This is a genomic window from Deinococcus puniceus, assembly GCF_001644565.1.
Classification (GTDB): Bacteria; Deinococcota; Deinococci; order Deinococcales; family Deinococcaceae; genus Deinococcus; species Deinococcus puniceus.
This window is the reverse complement of record NZ_CP011387.1, coordinates 745,160-769,733: the sequence shown is the minus strand read 5'-3', so window position 1 is coordinate 769,733 and position 24,574 is coordinate 745,160. Positions and strand designations below refer to the sequence as shown.

Genomic DNA, 24,574 nt, shown 5'->3' with positions numbered 1-24,574 from the left:
GAACAAGTCCGGGTGCGGTAACTGCGCCCTGACAACTCGGCGGGATGTTTAAACTTGGCAAGAGTCCCCGCTGTCACGGAAGCCGGTCTAACGGTGATGCTGTTAAAAGGTGCAGAAGCGCACCGGGGTGCTGAAGTCAGCGGGGGCAGAGGCCAGAGCCTAGACCCCCGAAAAAGTTACGCCGTGGTGAGCGACAGGGGAATGCTCGGCCCCATCGTGCTGGTCAGGAAGGCGCTCCGAACGAAGACGCCTTTCGCACTGCTGGGCTTGGCGGCTTCAACGGCCTGAATTAGGGCTGCATAGTTGGCCGTCAGGTTGGCCGGATCGAAGCTGGCCTTGCCGATAGGCGCGTGAACCACGCCCGTCTTGTCGTTGCGGAACTCGATGCGTCCGGCTTTCAGACCGCGCACCATGCCCGTGACGTCGGGGCCGACGGTGCCGCTCTTGGGGTTGGGCAAGAGGCCACGGGGCCCCAGCAACCGCGCGAGCTTCTGGCCGACTTGGGCCATCATGTCAGGCGTGGCAACAACGGAGTCGAACTCCATAAAGCCGCCCGCGATGCGCTCGATCAGGTCTTCGCTGCCGACGACATCTGCGCCAGCGGCTTCGGCCAACGCCACGTTTTCACCCTTGGTGATCACGGCCACGCGCACTGTGCGGCCCGTACCGTGAGGCAGGGCAACCGTTCCGCGCACGTTCTGATCGCTCTTGCGGGGATCAATGCCGAGGCGGAAGTGGATTTCCACGGTTTCGTCGAACTTCGCGGTGGCGATGTCCTTGACCAGTGCGGCAGCTTCGTCGATGGTGTACTGCTTGTTGCGGTCAACCTTTTCGGTCAACGCGCGGTACCGCTTACCGTGCTTAGGCATTCGGGGCCCCCTCGATGGTCACGCCCATAGAGCGTGCCGTGCCTGCCACGGTGTACGCGGCGGCCTCGATGCTGCCTGCGTTCAGGTCGGGCATCTTGGTTTTGGCGATTTCCAGCACCTGATCCCAGTTCAGTTTGCCGACTTTGGCTTTGTTGGGGGTCGGGCTGCCCTTGGAGAGCCCTGCGGCCTTGCGGATCAGGTAGCTCATGGGGGGGGTCTTGGTGATGAACGTGAAGGAGCGGTCTGCGTAGATCGTGATCTCGACGGGGATGATCGCGTCACCCTTGTCGGCGGTCATCGCATTGAACGCCTTCGTAAATTCCATGATGTTCGCGCCGTACTGACCGAGCGCGGGGCCGACGGGCGGGGCGGGTGTCGCCTTACCTGCCGGGAGTTGGAGTTTCACCATTCCGGTAATTTTCTTCATGTCTTGCCTCCTTAGCTCCCCCAGAACGCACCAACAGGTGGCGGTGGGGTGCTGACGCTAAGTTCTGCCTGCCCGGTTGAGGGCTTCACCCTTTAAGGATGAATTGGCAGCAACTTTTTGATTTTACCGCCTTTTGCCCCCGTTTGCCTAGTCCCTAGTGGGAAGACAACCGCGGGGCAACGGGGCCTTACTTACTGACCTGCGCGAAATCGAGTTCGACAGGCGTTTCGCGGCCAAAGATGCTGACGAGCACCTTGACCTTGGCCTGCGGAGCATTGACTTCACTGATGATGCCGCTGAAGTCGGCAAAAGGGCCGCCCGTGACCCGAACCATATCGCCGGGTTTGAGGCTGACCTTGATGCGCGGGGCTTCTTCGACGACGGGCTGAGCAGCCACGCCTACCGAGGCCAACAGGCGCTGAACCTCATCGTGGGACAGGGGCACGGGGCGCGTGGCGGTACCGACGAACCCGGTCACGCCGTTGGTGCCGCGCACCACTTCCCAAGACTCGCCCAGTTCGCCGGGTGCGTCATCGTCTTCTACATCCATCTGCACGAACACATAGCCCGGAAACAGCTTGCGCTTGACGGTTTCTTTCTTGCCGCCTTCGCGCAGTTCTACGGCTTCCTCACTGGGTTGCAACACCTGAAAAATCTTGGTGTAGTACATGCCCAGCTTTTTGGCCCGATCCATCAGCTGGTCTTGCACGCGGTCTTCCTGACCCACGTAGGTATGCACGGCGTACCATTCAATACTCATGTCAGCCGCCTTATGGGAGGAGCGCACGAACGGCAAAGCCGAACACGCGATCCATGAAAAACACGATCAGGGTGAGTGCCACGACGAAGATCAGCACGGCCTGCGTGCCTTCCAGCACTTGCTGGCGGGTGGGCCACGTCACGCGGGACAATTCCGCGCGGGCGTCCCGGAAGTACTGAATCAAGTTCATGCGTTCACCTGCGCCTAGAAGAAAGAAAGCCGACCCGGTGGAGCCGCCGAACCCAGATACGGGCAAGGCGGCCCCAGCAGATCAGACTTTCTTCTCCTTGAAGACGACGTGCTTTTTGGCAACGGGGTCGTACTTACGCAGTTCCAGTTTGGTCTGCGTGGTGCGGCGGTTCTTGGTGGTCGTGTAGTAAAAGCCTGTTCCAGCGGTGCTTTCCATCTTCACGATAATACGGGGGCCGTCTTTCGCCATGTTCAAACTCCTTTCGCGGGGGAGGGCGCATGCACCCTGGAACCCTGCTCCCAGCACTCCGCTGCTGCGGGAAAACCGTTGGGGCCGCCCCTTCCATTCTGGTCAGGTGTCCTCTGGTTATGCTGGTAAAGAACCCGCCTTCTGGCGGGCAACATTCCAAGTATAGAGATACAGGGGGCGGGTGTCTAGGGTTGGGTCACGTTTTTGCAGCCGAGTTTGCGTGTAAACCCCCCCGTTGCTGGCGCAACGTCCCCCCTTAGAGGTGGGGACAACTGCTTTTGCGCTCCCCTTGAGGGGGGCTGGCTGCGAAGCAGACTGGGGGGTTTACACGCGATTCCACTCTCCCTTAAACCCGCAGTGCCGCCCAAGCCGCCCCCACCGCTGCGCCGCGCTCCACCTTGACACCTAAGCTGGCAAAGCATTCTTCCATTATTCCGGCAATGCCCAGCGCGTCGTAGCGGTCTGCGTAGCCCATCGTGGACACCCGGAACACGGTGTCTTCGTGCGGAGCCTGACCGGGCAGAGCGCGTTGCCCCATTTCGGCCAAGCGGGCGGAGACTTGGCGGCCCGTGATTCCGGCGGGCGGGGTCAGAACAGCAACGGCGGGGCTGGTGCGGGCAGCCCAAGCAGGCGCACCCAGCGCGGTTCCGGCAGCGATCAGGGCGTCGGCTTGGCGGCGTTTTTCGGCCCACAGCACGTCCAATGGTACGCACAGCAAGCGCTCCAGCGACAGCGAAAGCGCATAAATAAGGTTGATGGCGGGCGTCTGGGGCGTGCTGCCCGCCTTTTGCCCGGTCAATTCGCGGTGCATATCGAGGTAAAACCCACGCGGCGTGTTCTTGATCAGGCGGGTCTGGACTTCAGGGGAAAACAGCACGAAGCCGAGGCCGGGGGGCGTGGCCGTTCCCTTCTGGCTGCCCGACACGATCACGTCTACGCCCCACGCTGCCGGGCGCAACTCGGCCACGCCGTAGCTGGTGATGCAGTCGGCGATGATGATCAGGTCAGGGTTCCCCGCGCGGGCCGCCTGCGAAATGGCCGCCAGATCGTGCAGCGCCCCGGTGCTGGTTTCGCTGTGGGTGATCAGCAGCGTGTGGGCATCTTTGGCGGCGTCGGCCACTTCCTCTGGATCGAGAACTTCGCCCCAAGGCTTTCCCACGATCTGCGCGTCGTACCCCAGCCGCCCAGCCATTTCGCCCCAGCGTTCGCTGAATTTTCCGGCCTGCGCGTTCACGACTTTGGCCCCTTCCGGCACCAGACTGACCAAAGCGCCCTCGAAGGCTCCGGTGCCGCTGCTGGTGGTGATCACGGCGTCGTAGGGATCGCCCAGCAGTTGGGTCAGCTTGGCGCGGGCTTCCATCAGTTTTTCGATGCCCGCCGCTGCCCGGTGGTGCATCTGGGGCTGGGCCAATTCCAGCAGCACGCGGGGGTCAACCTCGACTGGGCCGGGCGCGATCAGGCGTTCCCGGTTGAGGGGGATATAGGCGGGCAGGTCAGCCGTGGTCAAACCGGGGCGGGCAGCGGTATCGGTCATAGGTGCATGGTAACGGTGCGGCAGGCGCGGCGCGGTAGCCTGCTTTGCATGGGCGCAAAATCAGCGGCGGGCAGCACGGGCAGAATCGTGATCATCGGCGGCGTGGCGGCGGGCATGAGTGCAGCCAGCCGCGCCAAACGCTTCGATCCGGGAGCGGAAGTGGTGGTCTTCGAGCGCGGCGACTACATCAGCTACGGCGCGTGCGGCCTGCCGTATGTGATCGGCGGAGAAGTTGAGGACTTTGACGACTTGATCGCCCGGACGCCGGAACGGATGCGCGGCCAAGGCATCGGCATTCGCACCGGGCATGAAGTGACGGGCGTGGACGCGAAAGCTGGCACCGTGACCGTGCTAGACCGCGCCGCCGGACGCACCACCACGGAACCCTTTGACCGCCTCTTGATCGCCACCGGAGTCCGCGCCGTGCGCCCCGACTGGGCACACACCACGTTAAGCGGCGTGCATGTGCTGCGCGACATTCCAGACGGACAGGCGATAGAGGCCAGTTTGCAGGGAAAGGACGGCAAAGCGCCCAAACGCGCCTGCATCGTCGGCGGCGGCTATATCGGGCTGGAGATGGCCGAAGCCCTGCACGCACGCGGCCTGAATGTGGTGCTGCTGGAAAAGGGGCCGGAAGTGGCGGGGCGAATGCTGGATACCCAGTTGCAACGCCGCGTGCGGGCAGAGTTGGAAGCTAAGGGCGTGGATGTGCGCTGTGGGACGGCAGTGGAGGGCCTGACCGGAGAAGGACACGTGACGGGTGTGCAGACCTCGAAGGGATTGGTGCGGGCTGATCTGGTGATCGTGGCAGTCGGTGTGAAACCCAATACGGAACTGGTAAAAGCGGCGGGCGCACGACTCGGCAAAACCGGCGCGGTGGCGGTGAATATTCGGCAGGAAACCAGCGTTCCGGGCATCTACGCGGCGGGCGACAACTCCGAAAGCCTGCACCGGGTCACGCGGCGCAAGGTGCATATTCCGCTGGGCCTCACCGCCAACCGCATGGGCCGCGTGGCAGGCGTGAATATGGCAGGCGGAGACGCCACTTTTCCCGGCATCGTGGGCACGGCCATTTTCAAAGTCTTCGAGTTGGGCGCGGCCCGCACTGGCTTAACACAGGCCGAAGCCGATGCGCTGGGATTGAAGGCCGTGAGTGTAGATGTAGACAGCACCGACCACGCCGGGTATTACGGCGATTCGCGCCCGATTCATGTGCGCCTGACCGCCGAAGTGGGCAGTGGTCGACTGCTAGGCGTGCAACTGGTCAGCCCGCGCCACATCAGCGTGAAGCGGGTAGACGTGGTGGCCGCCCTGCTGCACCGCCGCAGCACCGTTCAGCATCTCTTTGATACCGACCTTGCCTACGCCCCGCCCTTTTCTGGTGTGTGGGACGTCTTGCTGGTGGCCGCCGACAAATTGAACCGCAAGATCAAAACGGCTTAGACTCAGCCCTCAACCCATAAGCACCCGCTCAAGAACACTGAACTTCACACCCAGCATTAACATTCCTGACATTTCGCGTTTAGAATTGGGTGCTTCAACTCCAACTCACTGCTGTTTCCTAAGGACGCTATGAAACGAACCCTGTTGACCCTCACCTTGCTGGCGGGCCTCGTGGCCTGCACGCCCGACCCTACACCCCTTCCCGAACCCACACCTACGCCGAGCGGCACCGCGCCCATCGTGGCCCTGACCATCAACGGCATCGGCACGCAACTTCTGGGCAGCAGCCTGAACGTGGTCAGCGGCAACTTGACCGCGCAGGACACGGCGAACCTGACTTTTACGCTGGACAGTGTTCACACGTTCACTGCCACCGTGAACGGGCAAGATACGCGCCACTTCCACGCGGCCTACCGGGTGGGCAACGTGGGCAGCACGCCGCTGGCCTTCGTGCCCGTGAGCCTGTCGGACGATGCCAAAGTGGACGGCATGGGCAGCCCCCTGACCGAAGGCAACACGCCCTACACGCTGATTCGGCTGTTTAACGGCACCTCTGCGCCTGCCTACGCCTCATCGCTGACGCTGGGCCAGCCCAAGACTTTTAATGCGGCCACAGGCTTGGTAGAAGACGTGACCACTCCCGGCGCGAGCCTATACAACGACGTTTCCCTGACCACCACAGGCGCGAAGAGTCCGGCGGGAACGGTGGCGGGCTACCCAGCGGGCAGCTTTGCCGCAGGCACCTACACCGGAAAAGCCTTCGTCACGCAGGGCACGGGCGCGACCCGGCCCCTGAATGTGGGCCTGACCCTCAACCGCACCGCCCACCCCGGCGCTGAACCCTTTTCCGTCACGCTGCTGCTGGCCGCCGTAGAAACGGCACCGAGCGCCGCCACCCCCCTGACCCTGCCCACACGGAGCGAACAATAATGTCCAGTCCTCTCTTCAGCAACCGCCTGATTCTTGCCGGACTGTTGGCCCTGACCGCCTGCGGCCAACCCAGCGTGCAAGCTCCCAACGCCAACCAACCCGGTGCCAATCAGACCGCCCGCACCGCACCCGCCAACCTCGGCACCTACGAACTGCGCGTGACGGACGCCACCTCTGCCACGCCCACCATCAGCGTGCAGGCCGTAAAGGGACTCACTCCGCAGGCCACCGCCGTCACCGATCTCCTGTACACGCCCCTGTCGGCGGGCACCCTGACCGATGAGGCCAACCGGGTGCGCTACCTGCGGGCTTCCTTCCGGGTGAAAAACACTGGAACCGCCACGCTGACGGCCCCCACCTTCGTGCCTGTAGACACGGCGGGCGGCGACGCCACCAATACGGCCACCGTCTCCTCTACCCCGTTTAAGGACGTGAAGCGGTTCGACGGCTCCCCCGTCCCCGACACCCGCGCCGCCGCCCTGAAACCCGACACGGGCCGCGAACTGACCTACGTGGGCGGCGTGCCCACCTTCGCGCCTGACCCCAAAGCGACGCCGCTGGTGACCGGGCTGAATACAGGGGACTTGGCCGTGACCCTGCCCGCTGGCCTGCAAGTGGCGGGCGTGGCGCATCAGGGCTGGCAGAGTCTGTCCACTCTCGCGCCCGGAGCCGAAACGGTGGTGACCTTTGCCACCCAAATTCCGATGGCCGCCACCGCCGCCGAAGACCCGTTTGCCTTCAGTCTCGTGTTCAGCGCCACCGACAACCCCGGCACCATTGCCCTCAACAACATCGGAGCCGTGCAGGGCAGCACCCCCAGCGGCAACGCCCCCAGCCCGCTGACCGGAGCCGTGACCGTAGAAGGCGTGGTGACCAGCAATCTGGTGGCCGGAACCTTGCGCGGCTTTTTTGTGCAGGAAGAAGGGATAGACGCCGACAACGACGCCCAGACCAGCGACGGCGTGTTCATCTTCTGCGGTTCTACGGGTGGCAATTGCCCCACCCTGACCACCGGAGACCGCGTGCGCGTGACCGGAAACGTGAGCGAATTCGTGACTGCCACGCAGATCAGCCCCGCCAGTGCGGCTGCCGTGACTGTGCTGGCGAATGGAACCGCCCTGCCCGCACCCCAGACCCTCACTCTGCCTCTCCCCTTCTCGGAGCGCGAACGCTTCGAGGGGATGCTGGTGACGGTCAGCGGCACCGTGACCAACAATTTCACGCTGGGACGTGGCGGCAGCTTCGATCTGGCCGACGAGCGCCTGTACACCTTCAGCCAGATCAACGCGCCCAGTGTGGCGGGACTGGCCGCATTCAATGCCAACCTGCCCAACCGCTTTATTCGGATCGACGACGGCACGCGGGCGCAGAACCCCAACCCGCTGATTTTCGGGCGCGGCAACCAACCCCTCAGCGCGGCCAACACCCTGCGCGGCGGCGATACGGCCACCGCCACAGGCGTGCTGAGCTACAGCAACGACGGCTGGACGGGCAGCGGCAGCATCGACACTTACCGCATTCACGCCACCGCCGCCAGCACCACCATTACCGCCACCAACCCGCGCCAGCCCGTGCCCGAAGCGGTGGGCGGCAGCCTGCGCGTGGGCAGCATGAACGTGCTGAACTACTTCACCACGCTGCTGACCACCAATACGGGCTGCACCCCCAACGGCACAGGCAGCACGGCACGCGGGGCCAACAACTGCGACGAGTTCCTGCGCCAGCGGGCCAAAACCGTAGATTCGATTCGCAAACTGAACGCCGATGTGCTGGGCATTCTGGAAATGCAGAACGACTACGCCAAGGGTGCCAACAGCAGCCTCGCCAATCTGGTGAATGCGCTGAACGACCCGGCCACGGGCGGCACGGCGGGCACTTACGCCTACATCAATTCGGCGGCCAACATCGGCACCGACGCGATTACGGTTGCCATGATCTACAAACCCGCCGCCGTAACCCCGGTGGGCAATCTGGCGATTCTGGACAGCACTTTCGACCCGGCCTATATCGACACCTGCAACCGCCCCACGCTGGCGCAGACCTTCCAGAGCAACGCGAACGGCGGGCGCTTTACCGCGGCGATGGCTCACCTGAAAAGTAAGGGCAGCCCCTGCGCGGGCGACACCGATCAGTTGGACGGTCAGGGGGCCAGCAACGCCACACGCCTTGCCGCCGCCGCCGTCATCACCAAATGGTTGGAAACCAACCCCACCGGTGTGGCCGACGCAGACCGCATCCTGTTGGGCGACTTGAACGCCTACCGGATGGAAGACCCGATCATGCGCCTGTTGCGTGGGGCCGACAATACGGCAGGCAACGCCGACGATCTGGTCAGCGTATTTGGCCCCGAAAGCTACTCGTACCAGTTCGACGGCACGTGGGGCAGCCTCGATCACGCCATCGTGAGCCAGAGCCTGAACGGGCAACTGACGGGCAAGACCAAGTGGCACATCAACGCCGACGAACCCGTGATTCTGGACTACAACACGGAATTCAAGGCTGCCGATCAGCAGGCATCCTTCTTCGCACCCGACGCCTTCCGCAGCAGCGACCATGACCCCGTGCTGGTGGGCCTGAACCTGACGGCAGACGCGCCCATCAGCACGCCGATTGCCAGCCTGACCCTGACCCCGGAAACGGGCAACGCCACCGTGACCGTGGGCGGAAGCGTGACCCAGAGCTTTACCGCCAGCAACGTGAACGCCAGCGGCCCCATCACCCTGACCGTGACGCCTAACAGCGGCGCACCCGCCATCGTGACCGTGCCCGCCACCGTCGCCAGCGGCGCAGCCTTCAACGCCACTGTTTCGGCCCCGGCTGGCACGGCCCCCGGCAGCTACCAGTACACCATCACCGCCCGCAACGGCGCACTCAGCGACAGCAGCACCCTGAACGTGACCGTGAACCCAGCAGCGGCAGTGGCAGGCGGCGCACTCGTGATTCGGCAGGTCTACGGCGCGGGCGGCAACGGCGGCGCAACCTTCCTCAGCGACTTCGTGGAGTTGTTCAACCGCAGCAAGCAGCCTGTGAGTACGGCAGGAATGAGCGTGCAGTACGCTTCGGCGGCAGGCACGTTCGCGGCGACGGCCACCGCTTCCATCGCCCTGCCCACCTTCAACGTGCAGCCCGGCCAATCCTTCCTGATCCGCATGTCGGACGGCACAGGCCCCGCGGCGGCCCTGCCCACGCCCGACGCCAACTTCACGGGTACGGGCATTCTGATGTCGGGCACCAACGGCAAAATCGCGCTGGTAGCCAACGCCGCAGCGATTACCGGACTGGCCGATCCCGACGTGCTGGACTTCGTGGGCTACGGCAGCGCCAACGCCTTTGAAGGCGCTGCTGCGGCTCCGGCTCTGAGCAACACCACTGCCGCCACCCGTGCCGGAAACGGCTGCACCGACGCCAATAACAACGCCAGCGATTTTACGGCGGCGGCCCCTACGCCCCGCAACAGCGCAAGTGCAGTGACTCCTTGCCCCTGAGCCTTAAACTCTAACCTCTGACCGCCGCTTCCCTGAATGGGTGCGGCGGTTTTGCTGTGCCTCCACCCGCCAAGTGCGCTAGCGTCTGCCCATGACCCAACCCGTGACCCTCATCACCGGTGCCACTGGCGGCATCGGCGCAGCGCTCGCCCGCGCTTTGGCTGGCGCACACGACCTGATTCTGGTGGGGCGTGACCCAGCCAAACTGGACACGTTGCAGGCAGAAGTGGGCGGCGAAACATTGACCCTTGATCTGACGCGGCCCGAAACGTTTGCGGGGGCTTTGGCTGGATTGGGCCGCGTGACTAACCTGATTCACAACGCCGGAATGGTGGAATTGGGCGCGGTGGCCGAGCAGAATTACGCGGTGTGGACGCACACCCTGACCGTGAACGTGGTGGCCCCCGCCGAACTGACCCGGCTGCTGCTGGCGCGTGTGCGGGCAGAGCGCGGCACGGTTCTGTTCGTGAACAGCGGCGCGGGACTGCGGGCGGGCGCAGAGTGGGCCAGTTACGCCGCCAGCAAGCACGCCCTGAAAGCCTTGGCCGACGCCCTGCGCGACGAGGAAGCGCCCCACGACGTGCGCGTCACCAGCCTCTATCCGGGCCGCACCGCCACCGAAATGCAGCGCAAGGTGCGCGGGCAGGAAGGCGCAACGTATGACCCTACCGCCTTCGTACAGGCCGAAACGGTGGCCGACGCTATCTGCTCTGTGCTGAACTTGCCGCGTGACGCCACCATCCCTGATCTCAGCATTCGTCCGGGGCCGCGTTGACTCCAGTACGCGCCGTTCTGTTCGATCTGGACGGCACCTTGCATGACCGAAACGCCACCGTGCAAAGCTGGCTGAGCGGGCATATGGAACGGTTTGGTCTGCCTGCTGGGTATGCAGAAAGGTTCACCGAGTTGGACGATTTTGGGTACAGAGCTAAGCGGGAAGTTTTCCCAGATTTGATCGGGGAATTTGGCTTACTGCACGACTCCGAGCAGTTATTCCAAGATTTTGCCACCCATTTCCTGACTGCTCCTGCCCTCATGCCATACGCGGTAAACGCACTGGACGAGTTGCGAGCGGCTGGAATCCGAATAGGCGTCGTCACCAACGGCTGGAAGGACGTACAGACCGCCTGTTTGGAAGGCTGCGGTCTCCGGCCCCTTGTCGATGATGTCGTGATCAGCAAGGAAGTGGGCCTGAGCAAACCTGACCCCCGCATCTACACGCTGGCGCTGGAACGGCTGGGCGTGTCGGCGGCGGAAACTTGGTTTGTAGGCGACTCGCCCAAAAATGACGTGTGGAGGCCACAGCAAGTGGGGATGCGAGCAGCCTTCCTGCCCACCGGACACGCGCTGAATGGGGAAACGCCGGATGCGGTGCTGCGCGATTTGCGGGACGTTCTAAGGCTAGAGGGGCTGCCTGTTCCGATATAGAAAACGGCCCAACTGCTGACAGGCAGAAGGGCCGCTGAATATCGGAATTTAGGCACACGCAACCGGAGCGCGAGAGGGCTTAGTTCAGGGCTGTCAGAACCGCCGCCAAGCCCATCAGCAGAGTGCCTACCGCTGCTATGATCGCAGCAACGTCACTCGGCTTGATTGGCTTGCGCGGGCGTTTTGGTGTAACCTTACGGTGTTGAGCCATAAGGAAATCACCTCCTTTTCTGAAGCGCCCGGATCGCAACTCCGGGCGCTTTCACGTCCGTGTTGTACCCGCTCTTGCCCCGGTTGTCATGCGCCGCGTCCCTTGCAGGACGCCGTGAGTGTACACGCTTTTGCTGAACAGGCGTTCCATTCCTCTGCCCGCCCACCCGCGCTAGCATGCCTGCCGAAATGTCTGCTTCTCTCCTGCCGCCCACCGACTTGCCCATTGCCGAAGTGATTCCGGCGGTGCGGGCGGCGCTGCACCATACGGCATTGGTGGTGGTGCAGGCTCCCCCCGGCGCGGGCAAAAGCACGGCGCTGCCGCTGGCTCTGCTTGATGAATCTTGGCTGGCAGGCCAAACCATCGTGATGCTTCAGCCCCGGCGGGTGGCGGCGCGGGCGGTAGCGTCCCGCATGGCCGAAACCTTGGGTGAGGAAGTAGGCCAGAGCGTGGGCTACCGCGTGCGCTTCGAGTCGCGGGTGTCGGCGGCCACCCGAATAGAGGTTGTGACTGAGGGCATTCTGACCCGCCGATTGCAGCGCGATCCTGAACTGGCGGGCGTGGGATTGGTCATTCTGGACGAATTCCACGAACGCAGCCTGAACGCTGATTTGGCGCTGGCCTTACTGCGGGAAGTGCAGGGCGCACTGCGCGACGACCTGCGCGTGCTGGTCATGAGTGCCACCCTGAATGCTGACCTGCCCTCACGCCTGAATGCCCCGCTGATCGAGAGCGCGGGGCGGGCCTACCCGGTGGAGGTGCGCTACCTGAGTGCCGACCCGGTGGGGCGGGTAGAAGACGCGGTGGCGCGGGCCGTGCGCTCGGCGCTGGAGGCCGACCCCGGCGACATTCTGGCCTTCTTGCCGGGCGTGCGCGAGATTCGGGGGGCGGCGGGGCAACTGGCCGATCTGGAAGCAGCGGGAACCGTAGTGTTGCCCCTCTACGGCGACCTACCTTTAACCGCGCAACGGCGGGCGCTCCTGCCTGATCCGAGTGGGCGGCGCAAAGTGGTTCTCGCCACGTCTATTGCCGAAACCAGCCTGACCATTGCGGGCGTGCGGGTGGTCATAGACGGTGGGCAGAGCCGCACCCAGCGCTTCGATCCGGCATCGGGGCTGTCGCGCATGGTCACGGGGCGGGTCACGCGGGACAGCGCCACGCAGCGTGCAGGACGGGCCGGACGCACCGCGCCGGGGGTGGCCTACCGCCTCTGGAGCGAGCGCACGCACGCCCTGTTGCCCGCCGCCAGCCTGCCCGAAGTGCTGGAAGCCGACCTCGCCCCGCTGACGCTGGAATTGGCGCAGTGGGGCACGCCCGACCCGGCCACCCTGCACTGGCTGGACGTGCCGCCCGCACCGCGTGTGGCCCTCGCCCGCACGCTGCTGCACGATCTGGACGCACTGGATGACGCCGGACGGGTGACGACAGCGGGAGCAAGATTGCTGGACTTCCCCACGCATCCCCGCTTGGCGCACCTGCTCAACGGGGCCGAAGATGGAGCATTGGCCGCCGACGTGGCCGCCCTACTGGAAGAACGCGACCCGTTGCCCCCCGGTTCTGGGGCCGATCTGACAGACCGGGTGGCGGCACTGCGGGCGTGGCGACGTAGCGAGCGCACCGCAGCCGACGTGGCCGTGCTGGAGCGGGTGGAACGCCTCTCTAAGCAGTGGCGCACGCTGCTGAAAGTGCGGCCTGATCTTACTCCCCCGGACGGCTACGACGTGGGCGCGTTGGTGGCACTGGCTTACCCGGAGCGGGCGGCACTGGCGCGGGAGGACGGACGCGGGCGGTTTTTGCTGGCAGGTGGACAGGGCGCGGCGCTGCCCGAAGGAGACCCGTTGGCCGGGGCTTCAGCGTTGGCAGTGGCGCATCTGGACGCCACACCCGGCGCAGCAGCCAAATACTCAGGCAGTGCGGAAGGCCGGATTTTTCTGGCGGCCCCATTAGGCCGCGCCGCACTAGAGGCCCGCGCCGAAGCCGCCGACGTGGTGCGTTGGGATTCCCGCACGGGCACGCTGCTGGCTGAGCGGCAACAGCGGGTAGGCGCGTTGGTGCTGAGTAGCCAACCCCTGCGTGAGTTGCCCACCGGGGCGCGGGTGGGCGCATTGGCCGGAGCCATCCGCACCGAGGGATTGCATCTGCTGAATTTCTCGCCAGAAGCCGCGCAACTTCGCGCCCGTGTGGAATCGGTACGGCACTGGCGGCCTGATGACGGTTGGCCCGATTTGTCTGATACGGCGCTGCTGGACACACTGGACACGTGGCTTGGGCCGCACCTCGGCAATGCCCGCAGCCGGGAAGATCTGGGACGCATTCACCTGCTGCCCTCCTTGCAAGCCCTCTTGCCTTGGCCGCTGCCCGCGCAACTGGACGAATTGGCCCCCACGCACCTGAGCGTGCCCACCGGGAGCCGCATCCGGCTGGACTACCGCCCCGGCGATGCGCCCATTTTGGCGGTGAAGTTGCAGGAATTGTTTGGGCTGGCCGAGACGCCCACCGTGAATGGGGGCCGGACGCCCGTGCTGCTGCATCTGCTGTCGCCCGCCGGACGGCCTGTGCAGGTCACGCAGGATTTGCGCTCGTTCTGGAATTCCAGCTATTTCGAGGTTCGCAAGGACTTACGGGGACGCTATCCCAAGCACCCTTGGCCCGACGATCCTTGGACACACGCGCCGATGAAAGGCACCAAAAAACGGGGCGTGTAGGTGCGGGTCTGGGCCTCCATTGCCGCCGCCCTCTACGGCCCAGTCGCGTGGCGGCGGGCGGCAGACTTGGCGGGCCGAATCGCGCCGCATCCCGTTGGCGGGCAGGTGCTCGATATGGGCGCGGGCTCCGGCCACACCGCCGCGCTGCTGAGGCTCTGGCACGGCTTTCAGGTCACGCTGCTGGATGTGCCGCCCCACCCCGGCGCATTCGGGCAACGCTGGATCGCCCAACCGATTGCCGCGCTGCTGGCGCAAAAGTACAGCCTGCCGCGCCACAGCTATGACGGCCACACCGTTCCTTTCCCCGATGACAGCTTCGACACCGTGCTGCTGGCCTTCGTGCTGCACCATTGCCCTGACCCGGAGCGGGTCTTGCGTGAAGCTGTACGCGTGTCACGGGGGCGCGTGCTGGTGTTAGAAGACACGGGCAGCCAGTCACATTGGGTCGACGCCCTGATGAATCTGGAATGGGGGCACCCGCAGCAGGAGCGCACGCGGGCGGAATGGCTGGCGCTGTTTGCCGAATGCGGCCTCAGCGTGCAGCACGAGGAGGGCTGGATTTCGCATTACGGCGTGCGGGTGGCGCATACGCTGTTTGTGCTGGAGAAGTTGGACAGCAAAATCCATTCCTTTGTTCCTCTCAAAAACTAGGCTTTGCCAATGCTTATGCTGTTGCAGTGATCCAAAATCCCTTTCAAAGTGCTGATGGAGCCAAACGGTACGCGGCTGGACGGCCTTACCTCCACCCGCTGTTTATGGAGCGGCTAACTCCTTGGCTGAGTGAAGAGGCACGGGGAAAAGGCGGAGTCGGAGCGGATATCGCCTGCGGCACGGGCTTATCCAGCGTGGCTTTGGCAGAGGTAGTGAATCAAGTCTGGGCCTTTGACCTGTCGTCATCCATGCTGGCCGAGGCCGCCGAGCATGCACGGATCAAGTATGCACAGGCTCCCGCCGAGGAATTGCCGCTCGACGCAAACAGCGTGGATGTCATCACAGTGGCGCAGGGCATCCACTGGTTTGACCGTCCCGCTTTCTTTGCAGAGGCCCGCCGTATCCTGAGACGCGGCGGCGTCCTGTGCGTGTACGACATGTTTTTTCTGGGACACTCGACAGGAGAACCGTTGTTCAATCTGTGGGTAAAACAGCACTACAACACCCGTTATCCTGCCCCGGCACGCTGGCCCTACACCTTGGATGAAGCGCAGGCCACAGCAGAGGGCTTCAGTTTTTGGGAAGAAGAGTTCAAACACGACTTGCCAATGAACCGCACCCAACTCGTGTCCTATCTCCTGACCCAGAGCAACACGATTGCTGCTAGCGACGAAGGCCGGGAAGCATCAGAACAGATTGCCGAGTGGCTTGACCGAGAGTTGCTCCGCTTCCTGCCAGACGAAAAAAATGGGTTCATCAGCTTTGGGGGAATCATCAGAGTGTTGAAGTACCAGAGCTAATAAAAAAACCCGCCCACCGAATACACGGCAAGCGGGGCTATTTTTCTTCCGACTGTTACAGCATCCGGGCAATCGCGCCGCCCAGCAGCATCAGACCCAGCACGGCCAGCATGACCAGTCCGGTCTGGCGGGGCGTGGGAGGCAGGTTCACGCGGCCTGTCCGGTGCCCTGACCGGGGTGAATGCTGCCCAGCGCGGCTTTCAGGTGCTTATACACTTCGCGCTGAAGGTCGAGGTCTTCGGGCAACTCGTAGCGCAGTTGCTCCATCGCCTGCACCAAGTGCGCTCCGCCGGGGCTGCGTTCGTGGTCAGGGCGTGCCCATTCGGGCAGTTCGGGCGGGGTCACGGGTTCGCGCCTCGCGTCGTTCCAGTCGGCCCAGACTTTGGGCAGGTCGTACAGGTAACGGCCAATGCCGAAGTGCACGGCGCAGCGCTTCAGGGCGTCGCTGCTGGCGGCCTTCAGCGTGCCGAGGTCGCCTTCCGGGGCCTCTCCGATGTCCTCACGAATGACGCCCAACACGGTCAGGCGGCCCTTCACGGTGGGGCGGGCGGCCCCGGCGATGACTTCGATTTCAAATGTCCACCCATCGGGGCAGATGGCGTCGAGGCGGTCTTGTACGGCGCGGGCGTCCACGTGGGCGAGCATCAGGGCGCGGGTGCGGTCTTTGGTAAAGGCCTGAGGTTTCCACGCCACCACATGAGCGGGAAACGGGGCTTGGAGTCGTTTCTGAACATCGCTCAGCTTCATACATTTAGTTTATAACAGAATGTGATTATGGTCAAGACATAACGCGGCGGCGTGACTTCCAATTCCACACATCCAGTCTTCACGTTCGGAAGGCTACCGAAACAGAAAGCAGGAGGCGGGATTCAGGCGCACCCACACGCCAAATCCCGCCTCCTGCTTTGCCGATGTACCCAACAGTTCTCTGTGCTTACTGAGCGGCAATTCCTGTTTGCTGGGCGATCCAGTTGATGTAGCCGTTGACGCGGGTATACACGCCGTAGCCTCGGCACTCGACTGGGCCGTAGCTGACCACGCCCAGTACGTACATTTTGCCGTTGTAGGGCGCGGCAAGGGGGCCGCCGCTGTCGCCGTTGCAGGAGTCGCGGCCCGCCGAGTATTTGCCGCAAATGGTGTTGCCAGGGCGCGTGCCGCAGTCGCTCCCTGTGGGCGTAATCGGAATAGTCACTTCACGGAGGGCGCGGGGGCTGGACGCGCCCGTTTCCGTCTTGCCCCACCCACTGACCGTGGCCGACTTGCCGTTCACGTCCAGCACACTCTCGGCGGCGTTGCCGGGCAAGGCGGCGGGCTGCACCGTGCTGCCCAACACGAAAGCGCTGCTGACCTTGATGAGCGCGATGTCGTAGGCGTCGCTGCTGGCGGAGCGTCCGGGATACAAGATGATGCGCGAAGCCGACTTGAGTTGCCCGCTGCTGGTGGTCAGGTCATTGATTCCGGCCCGCACCCGCATGCTGGCCGTCGATTGGCCCTCGACACAGTGAGCGGCGGTCAGCACCCAGTCTTTGCTGATGAGGACGCCCCCGCACCAGCCGCCCGCCAACGAACTGGAAGGCGTAACGCTGACCTGATAGGGCCGAGTGGACACGCTGGTGACCGTGCCATACACGATTTGGGGCTGAAGCCCTGAAAAGGCCAATTCGGTGCCCGTTACAGTTTGTGATTCGGCGGGCGCGTCTAGGGCCACGGCGGGAACCACGCTGGCCGTGTTGCAGGCCGTCAGAGCCAAGGAGCCGAGGGCGATGAGGGAAATCAGGCGGGGCAACGTGGGACGGATCATGGGTTCTCCTGATGCTTGGGGTGGCAGGGTTAAGGGGATGCTGGGCTGAGCAACACTCGCGCGGCTGCCCGGCCCATGCTTTTCGGTACGAACATGCACAGAGCTGCAAGTCGAACGGGCTGACTGTGCGCTTCTCTGTCAGCCCGCCTCAGCTTTACTTGGTTTCTACCAGCGTGTAATTGCCGCTGCCGCTGTAGGCGTACACTTCCCAGCGGTAGGTGCCGCTGCCCGCCGCGTAGCTGATGGCTTCGGTGCTGCTGCTGCCCTCGCTGCTGGCCACATCGGCCCACGCACTGCCGTTGTATTTTTGCAGGAACAGGTCGAAATCGGTGCCGCTGGCCGCGCTCAGGTTGCCCTTGAGGGTGCCGCCCGCGTAGCTGAAGCCGCCCGTGCCTGGTTTGTAGCTGCTGGTGCGGTTGCTGACGCTGCCTGTGTAGGTGGTGGTCGTGCCGGTGGGCGGAGGCGTGGTGCCGCCCGTTCCCGTAAACAGCAGGCGGTTGGGGCTGCCCGTGCCCGCACCCGTGACCTTGTTGGGGGTGCTGGCGCTGATCAGGCTAGACGTGATGGCGCTGCTGCTGCCACTGGGCGTGCCTTGCAGCAGCAGGGCTACCGCTCCAGCCACATGCGGGCTGGCCATGCTGGTGCCGCTGATGGTATTGGTGGCGGTGGTGCTGCCGATCCACGTGCTGGTGATGTCGCTGCCGGGCGCAAAAATATCGACGCAGGAGCCGAAGTTGCTGAAAGAACTGCGGGCGTCGGTGCGGGTGGTGGAACCTACCGTGATGGCGCTGGCGGCACGTGCAGGGCTGACGTTGCAGGCGTTCTGGTTCTCGTTTCCGGCGGCCACCACCATCACGAGGTTGCGCGAGGAAGCCGAGTTCACGGCGTCGTCTACGGCTTGGCTCGCGCCCCCGCCGAGGCTCATGTTGGCAACGGCTGGCCCGGTCTTGTTACTTACAGCCCAGTTGATGCCCGCGATGACGCCCGAATTGCTGCCGCTGCCAGCGCAGTCCAGCACTTTCACGGCCACGAGTTTCACGGCCTTAGCCACGCCCCAAGTTGCGCTGCCTACCGTTCCGGCCACGTGTGTGCCGTGTCCCTGACAATCCGAGTTGTTGCCGTCGCCGGTGGTATTGGTGCCCCACACTGCCCGCCCGCCAAAATTGGTATGCCCGATATTGATGCCCGTATCGATGATGTAGGCCGTGACGCCGCTGCCGGTGGGCGTGTAGCTGTAGCTGCCGTTCAGGGGCAGGTCACGCTGATCGATGCGGTCAAGGCCCCACGTCGCGCCCGTCTGGGTGGCGTTGGCCCGCATCACGCCGTCCTGCTCGATGTATTTCACGCGGGGATCAGCCCGCAACGTCTGGAGGTTCTGGGCGCTCAGCTTGCCCGCAAAGCCCTCGATGGCCTGCGTGTACACCTGCTGTACCGTCACGCCCTGCGGATCGAGTGACAAGGCACGAATCAGGCTTCCGGCATTCTGGGCGCTCAGGCCTTGGGCACTTAGGCCGCTGACGCTGCCCTCACTCATCACCACGATGTACTGGCCGGGAATGGCGTCTGGGTTGGCCGTGCCGAGCAGGGGCGCTTCGATACGGGCCGCACGGTCAGGGCCAGCGGCCTGCGCTGCATCAGGCGCGGCGAGTGCAGTTTCGGTGGGCTGGGAACCGCAGGAGGCGAGCAAAAGGGTGAGTGCCAAGGTACCAGCCGAAACAATAGGGGTCAGACGTGCCATCACAAAACCTCCAAAAGGTAGATGGAATGCGGGTGGAACCGTTGAATTATGCCGACGCGGGAGGTCTATCACGTTTAGAATTGGCCGACTGTTACAAACAGCTAGACAACTTAACAAACGTAACCTGTGACATTTCATATGAAGCGTTATGTCCAGAAAGAGGAGTCAAATATAAGGAAGTATCGGTTATAATTGGCGTAAGAAAATTAGTCGAGAGCAGAGTACGCAGGGTTGTGATGAAGCTGTGATGCATAAAATCCGATAAAGTAAGACAGAGGCTTGATGTTTTGTAATAGGAACAAATTCTTATACAGTTGGCGTAAGTGTGTGCTTTTACACTGGGCCAAGGCTTTTGAGAGCAGATAGGCAAATCGTTCCATTCATTGTAGCGGGCCGCACATTTTTGAATCGATATAGCTCGGCAATCGCAGTGGTTCTTCTGTCGAAGGTCGGCGCATTGCCCAGTTCAGTATAAATATCTATGTGGAATATTTCACTGGCATGGTTTCGTAAAGTTGTCAAGATGAGAGAGGCCAGTTACAACTGTTGTGCTGTAAAGAATGCTTCATGAACGGTCTACTAGTTGTTCGATGTAGGTCAGCTTCAGGCTTGTGACCCTGAAAAGTAAGGACGTACCAGTCAGTTTCAGTACCGAGCGTTCTAATAGGACGGCGCGGGGCTGTATCTGACGCGAAGTGCATTACAGTCACTAGATCGCTGAAAACTGACCATCCCGATCCTTGATTGTGTGAAATTTCCTACTGGCGATGAAGTTCTGATCTAAATTTGACTTCATCTACATGGTATAGCTATTTTCGATTTCAAGGCGCAGAATTGACCCATAGAACTAAGTCACCCATTGTTCAGCTGAAAAAATGAAATGCTGTTCAGCAGAAAGGCGGTCTAATATGAAAATATCCGATGTCATGACAGAAGAACGCTCCAAACGTACCCGCGCCCGTTCTCCACAGGCCAAAGCCGCCATGCGAACTCGCCTTCTCGACGCGACACTTGCCTCGCTGCATCACGCTGAGGGCTGGAGTGTCAACGCCGCCGCCCGTGAAGCAGGCCTGAGCAAAGGCACGGTGTACTTGTATTTCGACAACGCCGCCGCGCTGTATATTGCCCTGCTGAAAGAAGTGATCGAAAACCGAGACAATACTCAAGAAGCCGCGCTGGTGCTGCGTCATGCCCACGTGCTGGCCGATGCCAGTGAGGACGAGCGCCAAGAGGCGGCCCGCCTCGTGCAGATTCTGGAGTCGCGCCTGACTGGGCAGCCTGCCCCTGACGACGGCAACTGGCCCGCCTGCGCCGCGCTGATCGGCAGCACCATATTCAAAGAAAGCGGCCTGCGCGAACTGTCCTAAGTACCCTAGCGCCAGCATCAGCCAAATTGTCTTCGGGCAGTTTGGCTGATTCCATATCAGGCTCGCCGCAACACAGAGTATGTGTCATGCAAGAAATGTGGCCCCCTCGCTCTGCGAAGCCCTCGGCCACAAAGGGCGAGGGAAACACACCCCTTTCTTCTCTCCAATGCTCAGAGCTGTCCATGTTTCGGCCCGCACACGCTCCCCGTTCCGCCGTAGCATAGAGGTATGAGCCACCCGGCCACCCCCACTCCTTCCTCCAGCGCTTCTGGCCGCAGGGGCAGCATCAACCGCCGCACCAGCGAAACCGACATCACGGTCAACCTTGATCTGGACAGTGTTTCTTATCCGCCGCCCGCCACCGGGCACGGGTTTTTTGACCATATGCTGGACGCTCTGGCGCGGCATTCCCGCATCGGGCTGACTGTTCAGGCCACCGGAGACCTGCACATTGAGCCTCACCACCTGATCGAGGACACCGGGATTACCTTGGGGCAGGCGTTGGCGCAGGCCCTTGGAGACCGCAAAGGCATCGAGCGCTACGGCAGCGCCTTCGTGCCGATGGACGAAACACTGGCTCATGTGGTGCTGGACTTGTCGGGCCGCGCCCACCTCGCCTTCGAACCCGAAACGCTGGACGTGTGGGGCACGGCGGGCGGTATGAGCCACTACCATCTGCGGGAGTTTTTGCGGGGGTTTTGCAACCACGCCGGGGCCAACCTGCATGTGCGCGTGCTGGCAGGCCGTGAGGCGCACCACGTGATAGAGGCGATTATGAAAGCCTTTGCCCGTGCCTTGCGCGACGCTGTACAGGTCACGTCGGACGGAGTGGCGAGTACGAAAGGAAGCCTATGAGTGACCAACCAGAAGTTTTGCTCCTCGACTACGGCGCAGGTAACGTTCGCAGCGCTGCCAAAGCTCTGGCACGGGCTGGAATGCGCGTGCGGGTCAGCGCCGATCCCGCCGACGTGCCGGGAGCGCGGGCGGTGGTGGTGCCCGGACAAGGCCACTTCCGGCAAGTGATGGAGGCCTTCGAGAGCAGCGGATTCCACGCCCCCGTGATGGCCGCCGCGCACGCGGGCACACCCATTTTGGGCATCTGCGTGGGCATGCAAATGCTGCTCACTGATTCCGAGGAAGCGCCGGGCGTGGCGGGCCTGAACCTGATTCCCGGCACAGTTCGCAAATTTGAGGCCGTGCCCGAGCGCAAAGTGCCGCAGATGGGCTGGAACTCGATGCGGAGCGTGGGCGACAGCGCCCTGCTGCGCGGGTTACCTGCTCCGGCTCACGCCTACTTTGTGCATAGCTATTACGTGCCCGCCACCGTGCGGGTCGATCACGGCGCACTGACCGACTACGGCGTGCCGTTTTGGGCGGCGTTCAGCGTGGGCAATCTGCACGCCACGCAATTCCACCCCGAAAAAAGCGGGGCGGTAGGACTGGCGATTCTGGAACGCTTCCGGCGCAATGTGCTGGAAAACTGAACGGGGGGCACCTCCATAAAGTCTTCATAACTGCCGGACGTATGCACGCCGCATCTTCTGGAGAGGGGGCTTCCCGCTAAACTCCCTCTATGAGCCAAATCCTGCCCCTCGATCATGCCCATCTTCAAAAGCTGGTGACCTCCGATCTGGTGCGCCCCGATCAGATGTTGGGGGCACACCAAGTCACCGAAAACGGCGTGGCGGGCGTGCGCTTCGGCGTGTGGGCACCGAACGCCCAGCATGTGAGTGTGGTGGGCGATTTCAACGGCTGGAACGGCTTCGACAACGCCATGCAGCGCCTTGATTTCGGCTTCTGGAGCGCGTTCGTGCCCGCCGCCCTGCACGGCCAACGCTACAAGTACCGCGTGACCGGGGCCAGCGGCCTCACCGAAGACAAGATGGATCCTTACGGCACCTTTTTTGAAGTACGCCCCAGCACCAGCTCGATTGTTTGGGATCAGCCTTTCGACTGGACAGACGGCGCGTGGATGGAGAACCGCACCCAGAATTTTGACCGCCCGGTGAGTGTGTACGAGGTTCACGCGCCCTCGTGGGCCAAGCGCGACGACGGCTGGTTCCTGAATTACCGCGATTTTGCCCACCGCCTCGGTGAATACGCCAGCTATATGGGTTATACGCACGTGGAACTCTTGGGCGTCATGGAGCATCCGTTCGACGGCTCGTGGGGCTATCAGGTCACGGGGTATTACGCGCCCACCAGCCGCATGGGCAGCCCCGAAGACTTCAAATACCTCGTGGATCACCTGCACGGGCTGAATATCGGCGTGATTCTGGACTGGGTGCCAGGCCATTTTCCCACCGATGTGGCGGGCCTCGCCAATTTCGACGGCGGGCCATTGTTCGAGTACGCCGATCCGCGCAAGGGCTACCACAACGACTGGAACACCCTGATCTTCGATTATGGACGCAACGAAGTCGTGATGTTCCTGGTGGGCAGCGCCCTGAAATGGCTGCAAGACTTCCATGTGGACGGCCTGCGGGTAGACGCGGTGGCTTCTATGCTGTATCTGGACTTTTCGCGCACCGAATGGATTCCTAACATTCACGGAGGCCGCGAAAACCTAGAAGCGATTGCCTTCCTCAAGCGCTTGAACGAAGTGACGCACCACTTGGCCCCCGGTTGCATGATCATTGCCGAAGAAAGCACCAGCTTTCCGGGCGTCACCACGCCTTCTCCGCACGGATTGGGCTTCGATTACAAGTGGGCGATGGGCTGGATGAACGACACGCTGCGTTACTTTGAAGAAGACCCGTTGTGGCGCAAGTACCACCACCACGCCCTGACTTTCTTCAATGCTTACCGCACCAGTGAAAACTATGTGCTGGCCATCAGCCACGACGAAGTGGTGCATCTGAAGAAGTCGCTGGTGGCGAAAATGCCCGGCGACTGGTACATGCAGCGGGCCAATTACCGCGCCTTTTTGGCGATGATGTGGACGACTCCGGGCAAGAAACTGCTGTTTATGGGACAGGAATTTGCTCAGCCCACCGAATGGAACCATGATGCAGGCCTGCCCTGGTATCTGGCCGATGTACCCGATCACCGGGGCATCATGAATCTGGTGCGCCGCCTGAACGAACTGTACGTGGGCCGCACCGACTGGCACGCGGGCGATACGCTGGACGAAGGGTTGCAGTGGATCAGCGCCGATGACGTGGAAAACAGCGTATACGCCTATGTTCGCCGCGATCCGGGCAGCGGGGCGTGGTCTCTGGTGGTGGCGAACATGACGCCCGTGTACCGCGACCTGTACCCGGTGGGCGTGCCCGAAGCCGGGGAATACCGCGTGCTGCTGAGTACCGATGACGGCGAATACGGCGGCTTCGGCACGCAGCAACCCGACCTGAGCGCTAAAGCCGAAGCGTGGAACGGCCAGAGCCACCATCTGCGCCTGAGCCTGCCGCCTACGAGCGTGCTGGTGCTCGAACCCGTGGAAGCTGCCGCCGTGACGACCACTGCCCTGAAAAGCAGGGGCGCGGTGCAAAAAGCCGTAGATATCGAAGCCATGCTGCCCAAATCCTTGCAGGTCACCTCCATTGAACCCGTCTGAGCCACCGCCCACACCCTCACGCCCCGACGCCCTAACCGTCGCCAGTTTCGTGCTGCTGGGGCTGGTGGCTTTTGCGCTGCTGCTTCCGCTGCTGGGCGGCCCCACGCCCAGCCCTTATCTGGTCATCGTGCTTCTGATCGGACGCTTGGGCGTGCAGTTTCTCCGCTCGCGCCGTAACCCCGACCTGCGCCGTCCGGCCAGTTGGGCCTTCGACGTGATCCTGATTGGATTGCTGTTTTACGTGGCTTCTAATCAGCCGGGGGGATGAGCGTTTTGGGGATGGGCAACGTGCCCAAACACGCCTTCCCGCTCTGGCCCTCGCCGCGCTACTATGCACCCATGACCGTACTCGGTGCGTGGTGGTGGCCCAGCTCTGCTTGGGCTTAAGCCGCGCTGTCCTTTTTTGCCGACTGCAACGCGCCCAAGTGGA

The 24,574-nt window shown here is 62.9% G+C and carries 22 protein-coding genes; 13 read left to right on the top strand and 9 right to left on the bottom strand.

Features of this window, described 5'->3' with window-relative positions; translation table 11 throughout:
* Positions 1-176 precede the first annotated feature (176 nt).
* The 6 genes from rplA to SU48_RS03490 all read right to left on the bottom strand — a co-directional run bounded on the left by rplA (position 177) and on the right by SU48_RS03490 (position 4,029).
* A complete protein-coding gene (gene rplA / locus SU48_RS03515; protein WP_064014052.1) occupies positions 177-869 on the bottom strand; it encodes a 50S ribosomal protein L1 in 693 nt (230 codons plus the stop codon).
* Complete coding sequence (gene rplK / locus SU48_RS03510; protein WP_064014051.1) at positions 862-1,296, bottom strand: 50S ribosomal protein L11; 435 nt, start codon at positions 1,294-1,296, stop codon at positions 862-864. The genes rplA and rplK overlap by 8 nt, the downstream gene beginning before the upstream one ends.
* 187 nt (positions 1,297-1,483) lie before the next feature.
* Positions 1,484-2,056 (bottom strand): transcription termination/antitermination protein NusG, encoded by a 573-nt coding sequence (nusG, locus tag SU48_RS03505; RefSeq protein ID WP_064014050.1) that lies wholly within the window; start codon positions 2,054-2,056, stop codon positions 1,484-1,486.
* Positions 2,057-2,066: 10 nt separating this feature from the next.
* On the bottom strand, positions 2,067-2,246 hold the full coding sequence (gene secE / locus SU48_RS03500) for a preprotein translocase subunit SecE (protein WP_064014049.1): 180 nt from the start codon (positions 2,244-2,246) through the stop codon (positions 2,067-2,069).
* An 81-nt stretch (positions 2,247-2,327) separates the two neighbouring features.
* On the bottom strand, positions 2,328-2,495 hold the full coding sequence (gene rpmG / locus SU48_RS03495; RefSeq protein ID WP_019012050.1) for a 50S ribosomal protein L33: 168 nt from the start codon (positions 2,493-2,495) through the stop codon (positions 2,328-2,330).
* A 346-nt stretch (positions 2,496-2,841) separates the two neighbouring features.
* Positions 2,842-4,029: an aminotransferase class V-fold PLP-dependent enzyme gene (locus SU48_RS03490; protein WP_064014048.1), complete on the bottom strand. Its 1,188-nt coding sequence runs from the start codon at positions 4,027-4,029 to the stop codon at positions 2,842-2,844.
* 48 nt (positions 4,030-4,077) lie between these two features.
* Between SU48_RS03490 and SU48_RS03485 the strand changes: the two genes are divergently transcribed.
* From SU48_RS03485 to SU48_RS03450, 8 genes are all read left to right on the top strand, one after another.
* A complete protein-coding gene (locus tag SU48_RS03485) occupies positions 4,078-5,472 on the top strand; it encodes an FAD-dependent oxidoreductase (protein WP_064014047.1) in 1,395 nt (464 codons plus the stop codon).
* Between the two features lie 129 nt (positions 5,473-5,601).
* The gene (locus SU48_RS03480; RefSeq protein ID WP_064014046.1) at positions 5,602-6,402 is read left to right on the top strand and encodes a hypothetical protein; all 801 of its coding nucleotides are present in this window, start codon (positions 5,602-5,604) and stop codon (positions 6,400-6,402) included.
* The gene (locus tag SU48_RS03475) at positions 6,402-9,887 is read left to right on the top strand and encodes an ExeM/NucH family extracellular endonuclease (RefSeq protein WP_082869648.1); all 3,486 of its coding nucleotides are present in this window, start codon (positions 6,402-6,404) and stop codon (positions 9,885-9,887) included. Before SU48_RS03480 ends, SU48_RS03475 begins: the two co-directional genes overlap by 1 nt.
* 91 nt (positions 9,888-9,978) lie before the next feature.
* Entirely contained in the window at positions 9,979-10,662 is a 684-nt protein-coding gene (locus tag SU48_RS03470) for an SDR family oxidoreductase (protein WP_064014045.1), read from the top strand.
* Complete coding sequence (locus tag SU48_RS03465; RefSeq protein WP_064014044.1) at positions 10,659-11,315, top strand: HAD family hydrolase; 657 nt, start codon at positions 10,659-10,661, stop codon at positions 11,313-11,315. Before SU48_RS03470 ends, SU48_RS03465 begins: the two co-directional genes overlap by 4 nt.
* Positions 11,316-11,714: 399 nt before the next feature.
* Positions 11,715-14,231 carry an ATP-dependent helicase HrpB gene (gene hrpB / locus SU48_RS03460; RefSeq protein ID WP_064014043.1) on the top strand — a complete coding sequence of 839 codons (2,517 nt, stop codon included), beginning with the start codon at positions 11,715-11,717 and terminating at the stop codon, positions 14,229-14,231.
* Positions 14,232-14,882: a class I SAM-dependent methyltransferase gene (locus SU48_RS03455; protein ID WP_064014042.1), complete on the top strand. Its 651-nt coding sequence runs from the start codon at positions 14,232-14,234 to the stop codon at positions 14,880-14,882. It abuts the gene before it with no gap.
* Between the two features lie 26 nt (positions 14,883-14,908).
* Positions 14,909-15,682 carry a class I SAM-dependent methyltransferase gene (locus tag SU48_RS03450; RefSeq protein WP_064014041.1) on the top strand — a complete coding sequence of 258 codons (774 nt, stop codon included), beginning with the start codon at positions 14,909-14,911 and terminating at the stop codon, positions 15,680-15,682.
* A gap of 147 nt (positions 15,683-15,829) precedes the next feature.
* Here SU48_RS03450 and ddrA read toward each other — a convergent pair whose 3' ends face one another.
* The 3 genes from ddrA to SU48_RS03435 all read right to left on the bottom strand — a co-directional run bounded on the left by ddrA (position 15,830) and on the right by SU48_RS03435 (position 19,221).
* Positions 15,830-16,429, bottom strand: a complete 600-nt coding sequence (gene ddrA, locus SU48_RS03445; protein WP_064014040.1) for a single-stranded DNA-binding protein DdrA — start codon at positions 16,427-16,429, stop codon at positions 15,830-15,832.
* A 187-nt stretch (positions 16,430-16,616) separates the two neighbouring features.
* Entirely contained in the window at positions 16,617-17,483 is an 867-nt protein-coding gene (locus SU48_RS03440) for a serine protease (protein ID WP_064014039.1), read from the bottom strand.
* Between the two features lie 154 nt (positions 17,484-17,637).
* Complete coding sequence (locus tag SU48_RS03435) at positions 17,638-19,221, bottom strand: S8 family peptidase (RefSeq protein ID WP_064014038.1); 1,584 nt, start codon at positions 19,219-19,221, stop codon at positions 17,638-17,640.
* Between the two features lie 908 nt (positions 19,222-20,129).
* On the opposite strand from SU48_RS03435, the gene SU48_RS03430 reads away from it, so the two are divergent.
* The 5 genes from SU48_RS03430 to SU48_RS03410 all read left to right on the top strand — a co-directional run bounded on the left by SU48_RS03430 (position 20,130) and on the right by SU48_RS03410 (position 24,412).
* On the top strand, positions 20,130-20,588 hold the full coding sequence (locus SU48_RS03430; protein ID WP_231881663.1) for a TetR/AcrR family transcriptional regulator: 459 nt from the start codon (positions 20,130-20,132) through the stop codon (positions 20,586-20,588).
* Positions 20,589-20,816: 228 nt separating this feature from the next.
* Positions 20,817-21,443: an imidazoleglycerol-phosphate dehydratase HisB gene (gene hisB / locus SU48_RS03425; RefSeq protein ID WP_064014036.1), complete on the top strand. Its 627-nt coding sequence runs from the start codon at positions 20,817-20,819 to the stop codon at positions 21,441-21,443.
* Positions 21,440-22,072, top strand: a complete 633-nt coding sequence (hisH, locus tag SU48_RS03420) for an imidazole glycerol phosphate synthase subunit HisH (RefSeq protein ID WP_064014035.1) — start codon at positions 21,440-21,442, stop codon at positions 22,070-22,072. Before hisB ends, hisH begins: the two co-directional genes overlap by 4 nt.
* 89 nt (positions 22,073-22,161) lie before the next feature.
* Entirely contained in the window at positions 22,162-24,144 is a 1,983-nt protein-coding gene (locus SU48_RS03415) for a 1,4-alpha-glucan branching enzyme (RefSeq protein WP_064014034.1), read from the top strand.
* A complete protein-coding gene (locus tag SU48_RS03410; RefSeq protein WP_064014033.1) occupies positions 24,131-24,412 on the top strand; it encodes a hypothetical protein in 282 nt (93 codons plus the stop codon). Before SU48_RS03415 ends, SU48_RS03410 begins: the two co-directional genes overlap by 14 nt.
* Positions 24,413-24,574 lie beyond the last annotated feature (162 nt).

Bases quoted from the DNA above. Each gene is read 5' to 3' on its own strand.
- nusG (WP_064014050.1), bottom strand. From the start codon at position 2,056: ATGAGTATTGAATGGTACGCCGTGCATACCTACGTGGGTCAGGAAGAC.
- SU48_RS03440 (WP_064014039.1), bottom strand. From the start codon at position 17,483: ATGATCCGTCCCACGTTGCCCCGCCTGATTTCCCTCATCGCCCTCGGC.
- hisH (WP_064014035.1), top strand. From the start codon at position 21,440: ATGAGTGACCAACCAGAAGTTTTGCTCCTCGACTACGGCGCAGGTAAC.
- SU48_RS03430 (WP_231881663.1), top strand. From the start codon at position 20,130: ATGAAAATATCCGATGTCATGACAGAAGAACGCTCCAAACGTACCCGC.
- SU48_RS03415 (WP_064014034.1), top strand. From the start codon at position 22,162: ATGAGCCAAATCCTGCCCCTCGATCATGCCCATCTTCAAAAGCTGGTG.
- hisB (WP_064014036.1), top strand. From the start codon at position 20,817: ATGAGCCACCCGGCCACCCCCACTCCTTCCTCCAGCGCTTCTGGCCGC.
- hrpB (WP_064014043.1), top strand. From the start codon at position 11,715: ATGTCTGCTTCTCTCCTGCCGCCCACCGACTTGCCCATTGCCGAAGTG.
- SU48_RS03475 (WP_082869648.1), top strand. From the start codon at position 6,402: ATGTCCAGTCCTCTCTTCAGCAACCGCCTGATTCTTGCCGGACTGTTG.
- SU48_RS03480 (WP_064014046.1), top strand. From the start codon at position 5,602: ATGAAACGAACCCTGTTGACCCTCACCTTGCTGGCGGGCCTCGTGGCC.
- SU48_RS03490 (WP_064014048.1), bottom strand. From the start codon at position 4,029: ATGACCGATACCGCTGCCCGCCCCGGTTTGACCACGGCTGACCTGCCC.
- ddrA (WP_064014040.1), bottom strand. From the start codon at position 16,429: ATGAAGCTGAGCGATGTTCAGAAACGACTCCAAGCCCCGTTTCCCGCT.
- rplK (WP_064014051.1), bottom strand. From the start codon at position 1,296: ATGAAGAAAATTACCGGAATGGTGAAACTCCAACTCCCGGCAGGTAAG.
- SU48_RS03470 (WP_064014045.1), top strand. From the start codon at position 9,979: ATGACCCAACCCGTGACCCTCATCACCGGTGCCACTGGCGGCATCGGC.
- rpmG (WP_019012050.1), bottom strand. From the start codon at position 2,495: ATGGCGAAAGACGGCCCCCGTATTATCGTGAAGATGGAAAGCACCGCT.
- SU48_RS03485 (WP_064014047.1), top strand. From the start codon at position 4,078: ATGGGCGCAAAATCAGCGGCGGGCAGCACGGGCAGAATCGTGATCATC.
- SU48_RS03435 (WP_064014038.1), bottom strand. From the start codon at position 19,221: ATGGCACGTCTGACCCCTATTGTTTCGGCTGGTACCTTGGCACTCACC.
- secE (WP_064014049.1), bottom strand. From the start codon at position 2,246: ATGAACTTGATTCAGTACTTCCGGGACGCCCGCGCGGAATTGTCCCGC.
- rplA (WP_064014052.1), bottom strand. From the start codon at position 869: ATGCCTAAGCACGGTAAGCGGTACCGCGCGTTGACCGAAAAGGTTGAC.